Below are 14256 nucleotides of genomic sequence, written 5' to 3'. Positions count from 1 at the left end.
GATAACTACGTCGGCGCGGTTATCCACAGACGGGGCGACCGGCCCCGCCTGTGGATAAGGACGGCGACAATGGTCAGCCCGCAATGGCGAGGGCGAACGGAAGGATGCCTGGAGCGCCGGCCCGCCGGAGGGCTCGGCCGGCCAGCGCCAGGGTCCAGCCGGAGTCGGTCAGGTCGTCGACCAGGAGCACCGGACCGGATAGTTCTGGCAGCTCAGAGGCAACATGGGCAGGGACCACGAAGGCGTCGTGCAGGCCACGAACCCGCTGGGCGCTGTTACCTCGGTAGGCACCCGGCTCAGCCGCCCGGCCCGCGGGATGTGCGGCTTCGAGAGAGCCGAGCATCGGCAGCCGCCCCACCGTGGCGATGTGCTCGGCAAGGCTGTGGATAAGTTGTGGATGACGCTGTGAATAAACCGCGACCACGGCCGCTGGACGCTGTTTCCAGGCATCGTCTCCCCTGGCCCACGCTTTGAGCACCTCGATCACGGCAGCGGCCAGATCGGTGGGGACGGGAGCATCGGGCGATTCCGGTGAGACGGCGGCGCGCAGGCGGTTGCCCCAGCCCAGATCGGAGAGGCGGCCGACGGCCCGGCCCGGCTCGCTCTGCTCGGACGGCGCGATCCGGCCCTTGAGCGAGATGCCGACGGCGGCCAGGCCGGTGGGCCACATCTTCTTCGGGGCGATCTCGGTGCCCGGGCGCCCCAGGAAGGCATCGGCAGCCGCCAGCGACGCCGACGACACCTCGGCGTCGAACAGCGGGCCGGCACAGTTGTCGCACCGACCGCAGGGAACGGCCTCCGGATCGTCGAGACACCGGCGGAGGAACTCCATGCGGCAGGTGGTCGTCTCCGCGTACTCGATCATGGTTCTCTGCTCGGTCTCGCGCGCCTCGGCGACGCGCCGCAGCCGCGCCTCGTCGTAGGTCCACGGCTCGCCGGTGGCGAGCCAGCCGCCGCGGGTGCGCCGGACCGCGCCGTCCACGTCGAGGACCTTGAGCATCAGCTCCAGGCGGGTGCGCCGGAGGTCGACCAGCGGCTCCAGCGCCTGCGTGGACATCGGCTGGTCCGGGGAGAGCCGGGACAACACCGCCCGCACCTGGTCTTCCGGAGGGAAGGCCAGGGACGCGAAATATCGCCAGATCGCGACGTCCTCGGGGCCGGGCAGCAGCATCACCTCGGCATGCTCGACGGCCCGGCCGGCTCGGCCGACCTGCTGGTAATACGCGATCGGCGACGGCGGCGCTCCGAGGTGGACGACGAAACCCAGGTCGGGCTTGTCGAAGCCCATGCCGAGCGCGGAGGTCGCCACCAGCGCCTTGATCTTGTTGTTCAGCAGATCCTGCTCGGCGACCCGGCGCTCGGCATCCTCCACCTGGCCGGTGTAGGAGGCCACCTCGAACCCCCGAGAGCGCAGGAAATCGGCCGTCTCGGTGGCCGCGGCGACGGTCAGCGTGTAGACGATGCCGGACCCCGGCAGCCGCTCCAGATGGTCGGCGAGCCAGGCCAGGCGGTGTGCCGGATTCTCCAGGCGCAGAGCGGCCAGGCGAAGGGAGTCACGGTCGAGCGGGCCCCGCAGCACCAGTGCGTCACCGAGCTGGTCGGCGACGTCGGCGGTCACACGGGCGTTCGCGGTGGCGGTGGTGGCGAGCACCGGGGTACGCCCCGGAAGCCCCGCCAGGAACGTCCGCAACCGCCGGTAGTCGGGCCGGAAGTCATGGCCCCAGTCCGAGACGCAGTGTGCCTCGTCGACCACGAGCAGACCGGTGCTCCCGGCGAGACCGGGCAGCACGTTGTCACGGAAGTCGGGGTTGTTCAGCCGCTCCGGGGAGATCAGCAGCACGTCCACCTCGCCGGCGCGGATCTCCTGCTCGATCAGGGACCACTCGTCGAGGTTCGCCGAATTGATGGTCCGTGCGGTGATCCCGGCTCGGGCGGCCGACTCGACCTGGTTACGCATGAGGGCGAGCAGTGGCGACACGATGACCGTCGGCCCGGCCGGATGATCACCCGGCTCGGCGGCGACCCCGGACCGGAGCAGTGCCGTGGCCACGAAGTAGACCGCCGACTTGCCCCACCCAGTGCGCTGCACACAGAGCACCCGCCGCCGGTCCACGGTGAGGGCCTCGATCGCCCTCCACTGGTCCTCCCGGAGGACGGCGTGCTCGCCGGCCAGGCGTCGGAGCACCTCCTCGGCCCGCTCCCGCACCACCGCCCGTTCGGCTGCCGTTCGCGTCGTATCAGTCACCCGGCATGTCTATCAGCCCGCGAAGATCGGCCCGGAGTTATCCACAGTCCGGAGTTGTCCACAGCCTGGCCGACGCCTCCCTCCCGGATCGACCATGCTCGCTCCGTCCAGCGGGATCGGCGTTCGGGAGAGTCGAAATGCAGGCTTCAGGCAGATGGACGGCCCGGCGGCGCGGGCCGCGGATCGGTGGGCGACCGGGCGGCCGGATCGTTCCGGCACGCAACAGCGTCAAGCCGGCGGAGGCCGGGCCCCGGCCACCACCAGGGCGGGCCGGTCTGTGACCGGCCCGCTCCCCCACCGGCCGGCGCCCGAGTAAGCGAGCGCCGGCCACCCGGCCGGCATCTGCGGTGACAGGTGCCGGTCATCCAGCCGGCGTCTGCGGTGACAGGCGCCGGCTGGCCGGGCCGCATCCGTGGGCGACGCGTACTGGCCGAGATGGCCGGCTCGCGGCGACGGATGCCGGCCCGTACCCCGGATCGGTGGCACCCCGGTCCGGTGGCTGTCGCCATCCGGACGGGAGGCAGCCGGGCGGGTGCCACCCCGGACGGGCGGCAACCCGAGAACCGGGGTGGCACTCAGGGCTGCGTTTTCACCCGATGGTGCAGCCGATGCCCACTGCATCAGCGCGTCGAGCAGTCGGCGGCGTGCGGCCCACCCGGCGGACCCGCACCGAGGTGGGCAGGCTTCACCGAACTCGGCGAACTATCCCCGCGTGAATGGAAACCTCAGGGACATGACCAAGACCATCGCCGAAAAACTACTGATCAAGCCGAACTCCACCGTGTGGCTGAACGAGCCGGCCCGGCTCCCCCTGCTGACGCCGATGCCCGAGGGGGTACGGGAAAGCGGCGCCCTCGCCACCGCGAGCACCGCGGTGGTGTTCGTCGAGGATGCCGCCGGTGTGCGGGACCAACTGGAACAGCATCGCGCGGACCTCGACAAGCCGGCCGCCTTCTGGATCGCCTATCCGAAAGGCAACAAGGCCGACATCAACCGGGACTCGCTGTGGCCGATCGTCGCCGACTTCGGCATGCGACCGTGCGGACAGGTCGCCATCGACGATCGCTGGTCCGGGCTGCGGTTCCGCGCCGACCGGCCGGGCGAGGACCGATTCACCGGCGGCCCTCGATGAGAGACCCATGAACCCGGCGGCGCCTTAGTGAGAGACCGCGTGAACGAGACGGCCCTCGATGAGCCGTCTCGATGCGGCTCGGCCGTCTTGGTGAGACACGGGGATGGGCCACCGTGACGAGACGACCGACGCGCGGGTCAGCGGCCCAGTACGGACCCGCCGTTCACGTTGATGATCTGGCCGGTGACGAAGCCACCGCCGGGGCCGACCAGCCAGCGGACTGCTTCGGCGATGTCGTCGGGGGTGCCGGCTCGCTTGAGCACGCTGGCGTCCACTCGTTTCTGATGACCTTCAGGGGTCATCCGGCCGTCGAAGAACTCACTGTCGGTGACGTATCCGGGGGCGATGACGTTCGCCGTGATCCCTTCGGCGCCGAGGGAGGTGGCCAGGTCGAGGCCGTACCCGTGCAGGGCTGCCTTGGCCGCGGAGTAGGGCCCGCCGCCGCCACGCTGGGCGGCGATCGAGCTGGTCAGGATGATCTTGCCGCCTGGGCGGCGGAGCCGCGGGAGGAGGGCGGTGGTCATGAGTACGGCGGAGAGCACGTTGGAGTCGAGGTTCGCCCGCCAGCGCGCGGCCACCCCGTCCAGGGTGGTGTCGTCGCCGTCGAGGTACGCCCCGGCGTTGTTGACCAGCACGTCGAGCGGGCGCCCGGCGACGGCCTCGACGACGGCGGGCACCTGGGCCGGGTCGGAGGCATCCGCGGTGACGGCGGTGGCCTGCGGCCCGATCCACTTCACCGCGTCAGCGAGGACCTCGGCACGCCGGCCGACGATGATCACGTCGAAGCCCTCGCCGGCGAGCATCCCGGCCGTGGCCTTGCCGATCCCGGTACCGCCTCCGGTCACCACTGCGAGTCTTGTCATGGCAACGACCCTATCGACGGACCGATCACCCGACTGGCCAAGTGGCAGTCCCCGAGCCCGAGAGTCAAGTGCAGTCCGGAGCCCGGCAGTCGCGTGGCAGCCCGGACCCGGGAGTCAGAGCTCAGAGCGGGCCGGAGCCCGGGAAGCGCGCGACGGGCGGCTACAGAGCCAGGGAGAGGCCACCTGAGCGCTTGACCGCCGGTTCGGGGAGTCGCTCGGCCGGCGGCGGCGAGGTGCGGCGTGGGGCACCGCCACGGCGACTCGGTGGGCGTTTCCGGTCACCGGCCGGAGGGTCCTCGACCGTGGTGGCGTTGACCGACTTCTCGCCGGCGGCGTTGCCCGTACCCCCGGCTCGTCGCCCGGAAGCGTCGAGCGAGCCGCCCGCCGGATCGCCCAGCGCGTCGCCGGTGGTCCCGCCCAGGACCTCGGCACGGCACGGACGGCCGTTCAGCACGAAGGAGAGAGGCAGCGGATTGTGGCTGCGATAGCCGCCCTGGAGAACGATCGCGCGCGAGCGGCCCTGGCCGTTCACCACCACACGGTGACCCTGCTGGGTCACGGCGTCGGGCGTGGCGGCGAGACGCTGCGTGCCGGGGTAGGCGAACTCGATCCGCCAGTCCGCCGTCTCCGACGTGATCACGCTGAGCCGGGCTTCGAAGTACGAGCCGGAGTCCCGGCGTACCTGGTAGCGGACCTTGCAGTGGATCCGGTCCGGGCCGGCGGCGGCAGGTGTGCCCGCGCCGGTCGCGGTGGTGTGGGTTCGCCCGGTGTCGTCGGTCTCCCGACGGATGGACCAGTTGACCGCCGTGGCGGCGAGCAGGGTCACCGTGGCGAGGACGACGATGGCGGGCGTGCGGTGACGGCGGCCCTGCAGGCGGTTCGCCGGGAGGACGTCGCGGCGCTTACCGACGAACAGTCCGCCACCGAGCGGGCGCACCCGACCGAGACGCAGGGCGGATCCGATTCGCAGACCGGCACGCAGGCGTACGGTCGTGGCGGCGCTCACCGGCCGGTCGAAGCAGGCGCGCAGTGTCCGCCGTACCCCCGGTCGCCTGTCTCGGGCTGCCGGGATCGCCGCGACCGCCCTGGCCGCCGGTGCCGCATGCCGTTCGCCCGGTCGCAGCGGCGGGATGATGGGCCGCACGCCGACCGTCGCGGCGAGGGCGCGGGCCACTTCGGCCGCGGCGGGACGGTCCGTGGGGCTCTTCGCGAGGCACCGCAGGCACAGTTCGGCCACACCGGCCGGCATTCCGGCGACTTCCGGGATCGGGTCGGGGTCGGCGTAGAGGTGGGCCCGGAGGGCGTCGGCGGTGTTGTCGGCGGGCCACGGCAATCGGCCGGCGAGGGCCCGGTAGAGCAGCAGCCCGAGGGCGTAGACGTCGGTGGCCGGCGAGACCGTGGAGCCGCCGAGGCGTTCCGGGGCCAGGTATGCGGGGGTGCCGAGCAGGCTGCCGTCCGCGGCGGCGTCGCGCTGGCCGACGACGGCGGAGATCCCGAAGTCGACGATCTTGGCGCCGGCCCCGGTGATCATCACGTTCGCCGGAGTGATGTCGCGATGCACGAGGCCCCGGGCGTGCGCGGTGGCCAGCGCGGACGCGACCTCGGCGGTGATCATGACGGCCTCCCGCCAGTCGAGGGATCCCTGCCGGCTGATGCGGGCGCCGACGGACTCACCGTCGTTGAGTTCCATCACCACGTAGGGGACGGTCAGGTGCTCCGAGATCGGCGCCTCGCCGAAGTCGTGGATGCCGGTGATATGCGGGTGGCAGAGCCGCGCCGCGGCCAGCGCCTCCTGCCGCAGCCGGTCCCGGAAGGTGCGGTCCTCGGCCAGCCGTGGCGAGAGCACCTTGACGGCGATGTCGCGGCCGAGGATCTCGTCGTAGCCGCGCCAGACGACCGACATGCCGCCGGTGCCGAGTTTCTCCAGCAGGCGGTACCGGCCGGCGAGACGGAGCGAGCTCGACTGACCGTTTCGCTCCGTACGCCCCATGCGCCGATTCTCGCCCGATCGGCTCGCCGTCCGGTGCCGCACTCCGAAACCCATCCGGAAACCGCGACGGCCGAATCAGCCGGCCAGGACCCGCACCACCCGGCACCCCATCAGGAAACCGCGACGGCCGGCCGGAAACCGCACCACCCGGCACCGCACCCCGAAACCGCGAGGGCCGGATCAGCCGGCCAGAAGCTGGTCCACCGGGGCGTAGTCGTCGGTGAGGACGCGGGCATCGTCGATGAAGGCGTCCAGCTCCGCGCCGGAGAGAAGGGTCGCCGGCTCCTCGACGGCGGCCAGCCGGGGCCAGATCGCGTCGGTCGGCAGCGGATCGTGCGAGGCCAGGATGACGAAGTTGGAACCGCGGTCACCCGCGATCGCCGCGGGCGGGGCGATCAGCGCGACGTGCGGGAAGGCGGCCGCGACGGTGGCCAGTTCGGCGCGGATGAAGCGGTTGGGCGGATAGTCGATCACGTTCTGGGCGTAGACGCCGCCCGGCCGCAGCACCCGGGCCACCTCCTCCGCCATCTCACGGGTGGCCAGGTGCCACGGGACCACCAGGTGACCGAAGGCGTCACCGACCACCAGGTCGTAGGCGGCCGCCGGGAGCCCGGCCACGCCGACCCGGGCGTCGCCGACCTCGATCCGCAGGTCGGGACCGGGCTTCAGGCCGAGGTCACGCTGGTCGAGGTCGACCAGGCCACCGTCGAGTTCGAGGACGATCTGGTCACTGCCGGGACGGGTGGCGCGCAGGTATTCGGGGACGGTGAAGCCGCCGCCGCCGATGTGCAGGGCGTCGATGCGGGCGCCTGCGGGGGCGAGTACCTCGGTGACCGCGCCGATCCACTTGACGTACTCGAACTCCAGGTGGGTGGGGTCGTTCAGATCGACGTACGAGTGTCGCGCCGAGTTGAGGACCAGGGTGCGCCCGCCGTCCCGTGCCGGGTCCTCGACGACGCTGGCGCAGTGGTAGGCGGTCTCCACGTCGCAGGGAGTCGGAGCGGCCGCCCCGAGCCCGGCACCGACGAGCCCGACCACTGCCAGCGAGGCCCTGATCTTGAGTGTGCCGGGCAGGTCACGGCGCAGCCACCAGCCCAGCGCGAAGCCGGCGACGGCCAGCAGCACGGCCAGGCTCAGGATGATCACACTGCTCGGCATCGCCGCGACGAACACGAAACCGGTGATCAGGGTGGCGGTGATCGCTCCCAGGGTGCCGATGCTGGACAGGCGGCCGACCACGCTGCCGGCCCGGCTCAGGTCGGAGAGCTGGAGCTTCACGACCATCGGCGCGATCGTGGACAGCACCAGCGCGGGCAGGAAGACGGCGAGCGCGGCGAGCAGCAGGACGGCCGGGGCGGCACCGCCACGCAGGAACTCGCCACCCCACCGGACCAGCGGCAGGGTGACCGCGGTGCCGATGGCGCCGAGGATCAGGGCGGGGGCGAGCAGGGCACGCGGGTCGAAACGGTCCGCGAGGCGGCCGCCGATCCAGGCGCCGTAGGCGATGGCGGCCAGGGAGACACCGATGACCGAGCTGCTCACCTGGAGGGTGACGCCGACATAGGGTCCGACCAGGCGCAGCGCGACGATCTCCAGGACCAGGACGGCCCCGCTCGCGCCGAAGGCCAGGGCGGTGGCCAGAGCCGAGGGCAGGGCGCGGGGCTTCGTATCCATCGGCGGCATGCTACCGGCGGACGACGGCCCGCCCGCACATCGACAGGCCGCTCTCAGACAACCCTCAGCCGCCCGGGGGCGGCTGCGCGACCGTCACAGCATGGAGAGGTGGACGTGATTGGTGTGCACGGCGGCGGGACCACCGCCGGCGCTGTACGCCCGCCATCCGGTACTGGGCATCCAGATCTGGCGGTACCAGATCACGTACATCACTCCGAGCTCGCCCGCGTTCTTGACGTAGAAGGCGGCGAGCCGGTCACCGTACGTCTTGTCGCCCCCGGTCGCGGCGGAGTTCTCGAAGCCGCCCGACGCGGCCGAGTGGTCACAGGCCCGGCCTTTCGGGTGCTCGCCGGAGGAACGCTCGCTGAAACACACCGTGTACCGCTTGAACCCGGCGGCCTGCGCCTCCTGGTAGGCGTGCAGGGTGCGCGGGGTGATGCAGCCGCTGGAGGTGGGGTCCTTGACGGTGCAGGACTCCTTCGGCCAGGAGCCGTCGGAGTTGCGGGGCGCCGGTTTGGCCGCGGCCGAATCCGGGTCGACGAAACCGCCGGCCGCGCCGCCACCGACCTCGGCGAGGGCCAGCTCGGCCTCCCGCTTCTTCTTCGCCATCACGTTGACCTGACGCTGCTGCTCGATGACCTCGGCGTCCAGCGCGGTCTTGGCCTTCTTGGCGGTTTCGATCTCGTTGCGGTACCCGGCGAGCGTGCCGCTGTCCATCTTGGCCAGCATGTCGAGGCTCTGGAGCCGCTCCATGAAGTTGTTCGCGGAGCCGCTGCCGAGAAGCAGGCTGATCGTGTTGACCCGGCCCATCTGGTAGACGCGGGTGGCGACCTCGTTCACCTGGGAGGTGAGTGCGGTCGCGTTCGTCTCGGACCGTTTGAGCGCCTCGGTCAGCTGCTTCTGCCGCTTCTTCGAGTTGGCCAGCCTGGTCTTCGCCGCGTCGTAGCCTTTTGCGGCGTTCTCCAGCGTGATGCGCAGCTTCTTGGTGCCACCCTCGGGGTCGGCGGAGGCCGCCGACGCAGGCGCGACGAGCACCAGCGCCACGGCTGCGGCGAGGAGCGCGAGCAGGGCGGTGCACCGGCGCAAGAGACTGGCCGCCACAGATACCTCCAAGTCGTGAGCGCCGGTACTTTACCGTGTCGGAGCAGGCGAAAGGGAGATCGATCAGGTCGCCGAGTATCCACCGTCGACGAAGAGTGTCTGCCCCGTGACCGCCTGACTCGCGTTGCTCGCCAGGAAAACGACACACCCGGCGAAATCGTCGGGGACACCGTTGCGACCGATCATCGTACGGCCGGCGTGCGCCGCCACTTTCGTGGGATCGGCGAAAACGGCCTCGGTGAGCGGGGTGTGCACGACGCCCGGGGCGATCGCGTTGCAGCAGACGCCGTCACCGGACCACGCCTCGGCCTGCGAGCGGGTCAGACCGACGAGGCCGGCTTTCGCCGCTCCGTAGGCGCCACTGTTGCCGTAGGCACGGAACGCCTGCTGGGAGACGACGTTGATGATCCGGCCCCAGCCGCGCCGTGCCATCGCCGGGGCGAATGCCTGACCGAGCAGGAACGGGGCGGTCAGGTTGGCGGAGACGGTCAGGTCCCACACGTCGTCGGAGAGCTCGGCGAGCGGTGGGCGCAGGTTGACCGCCGCCGAGTTGACCAGGATGTCGGGTTCGCCGTACCCCTCGATGATCTTTGTGGCGAGAGCCTTGACGGCGTCGCGGTCGGCGAGGTCGGCGGCGATCGCGTCCGCCTCGGCACCGTGATCGCGCAGCTCGGCCACCACCTCGGCCATCGGCGCGGCACGCCGGGCCACCACCACGATCCGCGCTCCGGCGCGGCCGAGAGCCAGCGCCATCGCGCGGCCGATACCGGAGCTGCCGCCGGTCACCACCGCGAGCCGGCCGCTCAACCCGAAAAGATCATCGAGGTACGACGCCATGCCCGCACCCTAGATCCACGAGACGGCCGCGCGTGGCCCCATCGCAATGTGACCGCACTCTCACCCCACCGGGCGAGACAAGCACCCGGGGAGACCCGGGTGAAGCCACCAACGGCGACGCCCCCGAAGCCGGGCGGGCGAAAGGCCGATCCGACGCCGAACGGAAGGAGCACAGAGCCAGGGCGAGGGTCAGACCGGCGGCCCGGCCGGGAAGGAGCACCGGGCCGGGCGAAGGTCAGACCGGCGGCCCGGACGGGAGCAGCGTGCGGTGCACGGTGTGCCAGATGTCCTCGTTCGCGGCGACCAGGAGGCCCCGCTGGTCTCCGGTGGGCCGGTGCTCCGCGCCGTCCAGGTAGCGGACCACCCCGCCGGCCTCGCGGACGATGAGCGCCCCGGGCACGTGGTCCCACGGCAGGATCCGCCAGAACATCGCGAACTGCTGCTCGTCGACGGCGACGGCCGGGTACTCGTAGCCGGCGCAGTGCCGCCCACCGGTGTATCCGCCCAGCCCGGCCGCGTTGGTGAGCACCTCGGTGCGCAGCTCGTCGGGGAAGTACTTGCCGGCGATCACACCGTGCAGCCCGGCGGCGCCCGGGTCGTCGGCGCGCGCTTTGATCCGTTCGCCGTCGCGATAGACGCCGGCGCCCAGTTCGGCGACGGTCAGATGGTCGGCGACCACGTCGAGGATCCACGAGGCGGTGGTCTCCCCGTCGCGGACCAGGGCCACCATCACGCAGAACGGGGTCCGCCCGGCGGCGAAGTTGTTGGTGCCGTCGACCGGGTCGACGACCCAGACCGAGCCGCTGCCGCCGAGCCGGTCCCGGACGCTGGCATCGGCGGCGACGGCTTCCTCACCGACGACGACCGAGCCGGGCAGCAGTGCGGTGAGGCCGCGGGTCAGTGCCCGCTCGGACTCCTGGTCGGCGATGGTGACCAGGTCACCGGGCGACTTCTGATGTACCTCGTCGGCGCTCAGCCGCTGGAAGCGCGGCAGGACGACGGTATGCGCCACCTCACGGATGAGTTCCGCGACCTGATCAAGCACGTGGCGGCAACTTCACGACGCTGACGAAGAACTCGTCGATCTGCCGTATCACCGCGATGAACCGCTCGAAGTCGACCGGCTTGGTGACGTACGCGTTCGCGTGGAGCTGGTAGCTGCGCAGGATGTCCTCGTCGGCGGAGGAGGTGGTGAGCACGACGACCGGGATGCGGCCCAGCTCGTCGTCCTTCTTGATCTCGGCGAGGACCTCGCGGCCGTCGCGCCGGGGCAGGTTGAGGTCGAGCAGGATGAGGTCGGGGCGGACCGCGTTCGCATACTGGCCCTCGCGCCGCAGGTAGGCGAGCGCCTCGGCCCCGTCGGAGACGACGTTGAGCCGGTTGCGGACCTTGTGCTCCTCGAACGCCTCCTGCGTCATCAGCACGTCGCCGGGGTCGTCCTCGACGAGCAACACCTCGATCATCGTGCCGTTCTCGCGCTCAACGCTCATGCCGTGCCCTCCTGGGATGAGACCTGCTCCGACTCCGGCGAAGACGATGACGACACCGCCGGAACCGAATCCGGCGAGGACGAGGCCGAGGCCGGATCCGTCGCCGGAGCCGCCGGAAGCGGATCCGGCGTCAAGCCCGGCACCACCGGAAGCGTGAACCAGATCGATGCTCCCGGCGAGACGTCCACGTCCAGCCAGATCCGTCCGCCATGGTATTCGACGATCTTCTTGACGATCGCCAATCCGATGCCGGTCCCCTCGTAGGCATCGCGTGCGTGCAACCGCTGGAAGATCACGAACACCTTGTCGGCGAACTCGGCCTCGATCCCGATGCCGTTGTCCCGGACGTTGATCCGCCATTCCTTCTCCTCGAGGGTGGCGGTGATCGTCACGACCGGCGGCACATCGGGGCGGCGGAACTTGAGAGAGTTGCCGACCAGGTTCGCGAAGAGCGTGGTGAGCAGCGGCTCCTCACCCTCCACGATGGGCAGTTCCGACCAGATGATCTCGGCGTCCGCACCGGCCCGGGCCTCGAGCTGCGATCGCACCTCGCCGAGGACCCGGTTCAGGTCGACGTCGGTGAATCCGCTGGTGAGCCGGCCGATCCGGGAGAAGGCGAGCAGGTCGTTGATCAGTCGCTGCATGCGCTGGGCGCCGTCGACGGCGAAGCCGATGTACTGGTCGGCGCGCTCGTCGAGCTGCCCGGCGTAACGGCGCTGCAGGAGCTGACAGAAGCTGGCGACCTTGCGCAGCGGCTCCTGAAGGTCGTGCGAGGCGACGTAGGCGAACTGCTCCAGGTCACGATTGGAGCGGGTCAGCTCCTCGGCCTGCGACTGGAGCTGCTGGTTGATCCACTCGACCTGCTGCCGGGCGATGCGGACCTCGCTCAGCTCGGTGGCGATCTGCTGCCGCATCCGGTCCACGTCCTCGGCGAGGGCGACCAGGTCGGGCGAGCCGTAGTTGCTCTCGATGTGCCGTTCGTAGTCGCCGGCGGCGATCTTGCGGACCTGCCCGGCCAGGTCGACGATCGGCCGGCTCACCAGCCGGTCCAGCAGGACGAGCAGCAGCACGCCGGTGGCCAGGATGACGATCGCCGCGGCGATCTCGACGGCGACCAGGTCGCCGCTGGAGTTGCGGGCCGCCGCCGCGGTCCGGTCCCGCATCGTCAGGATGTCCGCCTGAAGCGTGTCGAGCGCGGCACGGACCTGTTCGAAGTCCCGGGTGTCGGTCGCCTCGATACGCTGCTGAGCCGCCTCGGCGCCCTGGGTCCGGACCGTCTCGATGAGGGGTCCGGCCACGTCGGCACGCCATTTGGCGGCGAGCTGCTCCACCCGGTCGAGCGATGCCCTGATGTCGCGTTCGCCGGGATCCAGCAGGTTGTGGATCTCGGCGACCCGCTCCCGCTCGGCGATGACGCCGTTGTCGTACGGCTCCAGGTTCTTCGGAAGCCCGGTGATCGCGTAGCCCCGGATCCCGGTCTCCTGGTCGACGAGTGCCGTGCCCAGGTTCTCTCCGGCGACCCGCAGGGGGCCGGCCCGGTCGAGGACGACGTCGACGGCGTTGTTGGCGGAGGCGGCCGTGATGGCGGCGGCCACACCGAGGCCACCGAGCAGCAGACCGGCGGTCAGGCAGAGCGCGAAGATCCGCCCGCGGAGCGTCCAGCGGCGGAAGTCCAGCAGTTTCACCGGCCACCGCCGCGGGAGATCAGCAGCATCGCCACGTCGTCGGTGAGCGGGCCGCCGTTGTCCTGGTCGGCGCGGGACACCAGCCATTGCGGCAGGGCCCGCAGCGGAAGATCCCGGGCGTCCGGCTCGTCGAGCAGTTTGCACAGGCCGCCGACGTCGAGTCGTTCGTTGCCCGCGCCGGTCCGGCCCTCGATCAGCCCGTCCGTGTACATCAGCATCGACCAGTCATCTCCGTCGAACTCCAACTCGGTCGCCGGGGTGGGTGTCGGACGTACCCCGAGCACGATCCCGGTACGCACGGCGACCGGCGCGGCCCGGCCACCGGAGAGGACGACGGGTGGCGGATGGCCGGCGACCCGTACCGTCGCGCGGTTGGCGGGCAGGTCGATGACCGCCGACGCGACGGTGGCGAACACCTCCCGGGCCCGCCGTTCGGACATCAGCACCTGCTCCAGCGAGGAGAGCACCTGCTCGTCGGGCACCCCGGCCAGCACCAGGGCCCGCCAGGCGACCCGTAACTCGACGCCGAGGGCCGCCTCGTCGACGCCGTGCCCGCACACGTCGCCGACGATCACGTGCAACCGGTCGTCACCGATCTGCACCACGTCGTAGAAGTCGCCGCCGAGCAGTCCCATGGCCCGCCCGGAGCGGTAGAACGGCTCGACCGCGAGCCCGAAGTCGTCGCGTTTGAGTGGTTTCGGCAGCAGACCGCGTTCGAGGCGGGCGGATTCGGCCTCCCGCAGCTCCGCCTCCCGGAGCCGGCGGGCGTTCTCGAGAGCACGTTTCCGCTCCACCGCGTAGCGCAGCGACCGGATCAGCAGCACGCCGTCGACCTGGCCCTTGACCAGGTAGTCCTGGGCGCCCTCGGCGACCGCCTGGACGCCGAGGTGCTCGTCGGAGCGGCCGGTCAGCACGCAGACCGCGGCGCCACCGGCGACAGCGAGAAGGGTGCGCAGCCCGTCAATGCCCTCGGCGTCGGGCAGACCCAGGTCGAGAAGCACGCACTCGACGCCGACGAGCAGGCCGCGGGCCTCGCGCAGGCTGGTGGCGACGGTCAGCTCGAACGGGGCGCCGGCTTCGGTGAGCAGCTCACGCACCAGGAAGGCGTCACCCTCGTCGTCCTCGACGAGCAGGATCCGCAACCGTTCCAGCTGCTCCGTCGCGTATGTGCGGGGCGCGAGCGACCGCTCCGTCATTCCGATTCCCCACTCGACGCATAGGTGACCCGCAAATCGTGTA

The 14256-nt window shown here is 71.1% G+C and carries 11 protein-coding genes; 1 reads left to right on the top strand and 10 read right to left on the bottom strand.

What is annotated here, in order from left to right; all coding sequences use genetic code 11:
- Positions 1–73 precede the first annotated feature (73 nt).
- Positions 74–2245 (bottom strand): DEAD/DEAH box helicase, encoded by a 2172-nt coding sequence (locus BC793_RS29615; RefSeq protein WP_109598489.1) that lies wholly within the window; start codon positions 2243–2245, stop codon positions 74–76.
- 733 nt (positions 2246–2978) lie between these two features.
- Here BC793_RS29615 and BC793_RS29610 point away from each other — a divergent pair.
- Entirely contained in the window at positions 2979–3377 is a 399-nt protein-coding gene (locus tag BC793_RS29610; RefSeq protein ID WP_109598487.1) for a hypothetical protein, read from the top strand.
- A gap of 137 nt (positions 3378–3514) precedes the next feature.
- Here BC793_RS29610 and BC793_RS29605 read toward each other — a convergent pair whose 3' ends face one another.
- The 9 genes from BC793_RS29605 to BC793_RS29565 form a co-directional block, all read right to left on the bottom strand.
- Entirely contained in the window at positions 3515–4240 is a 726-nt protein-coding gene (locus BC793_RS29605; RefSeq protein ID WP_109598485.1) for an SDR family NAD(P)-dependent oxidoreductase, read from the bottom strand.
- A 160-nt stretch (positions 4241–4400) separates the two neighbouring features.
- On the bottom strand, positions 4401–6230 hold the full coding sequence (locus BC793_RS29600; protein WP_109598483.1) for a serine/threonine-protein kinase: 1830 nt from the start codon (positions 6228–6230) through the stop codon (positions 4401–4403).
- Between the two features lie 180 nt (positions 6231–6410).
- Positions 6411–7904, bottom strand: coding sequence for a fused MFS/spermidine synthase (locus tag BC793_RS29595; protein ID WP_109598780.1), 1494 nt, complete (start codon positions 7902–7904; stop codon positions 6411–6413).
- 93 nt (positions 7905–7997) lie between these two features.
- A complete protein-coding gene (locus BC793_RS29590) occupies positions 7998–9005 on the bottom strand; it encodes a coiled-coil domain-containing protein (protein ID WP_109598481.1) in 1008 nt (335 codons plus the stop codon).
- A gap of 63 nt (positions 9006–9068) precedes the next feature.
- Entirely contained in the window at positions 9069–9842 is a 774-nt protein-coding gene (locus BC793_RS29585) for an SDR family NAD(P)-dependent oxidoreductase (RefSeq protein ID WP_109598479.1), read from the bottom strand.
- Positions 9843–10077: 235 nt separating this feature from the next.
- On the bottom strand, positions 10078–10887 hold the full coding sequence (locus tag BC793_RS29580) for an inositol monophosphatase family protein (protein WP_109598477.1): 810 nt from the start codon (positions 10885–10887) through the stop codon (positions 10078–10080).
- Positions 10880–11332, bottom strand: coding sequence for a response regulator (locus BC793_RS29575; RefSeq protein WP_109598475.1), 453 nt, complete (start codon positions 11330–11332; stop codon positions 10880–10882). The genes BC793_RS29580 and BC793_RS29575 overlap by 8 nt, the downstream gene beginning before the upstream one ends.
- Positions 11329–13017, bottom strand: a complete 1689-nt coding sequence (locus BC793_RS29570; RefSeq protein WP_373871252.1) for a sensor histidine kinase — start codon at positions 13015–13017, stop codon at positions 11329–11331. The genes BC793_RS29575 and BC793_RS29570 overlap by 4 nt, the downstream gene beginning before the upstream one ends.
- Entirely contained in the window at positions 13014–14213 is a 1200-nt protein-coding gene (locus BC793_RS29565) for a PP2C family protein-serine/threonine phosphatase (RefSeq protein ID WP_109598471.1), read from the bottom strand. Before BC793_RS29565 ends, BC793_RS29570 begins: the two co-directional genes overlap by 4 nt.
- Positions 14214–14256: the final 43 nt, after the last annotated feature.

It is taken from the genome of Actinoplanes xinjiangensis, from assembly GCF_003148685.1.
Taxonomy (GTDB): Bacteria; Actinomycetota; Actinomycetes; order Mycobacteriales; family Micromonosporaceae; genus Actinoplanes; species Actinoplanes xinjiangensis.
Note: the sequence above shows the minus strand (reverse complement) of the source record. Positions and strands in the feature narration are given on the sequence as shown.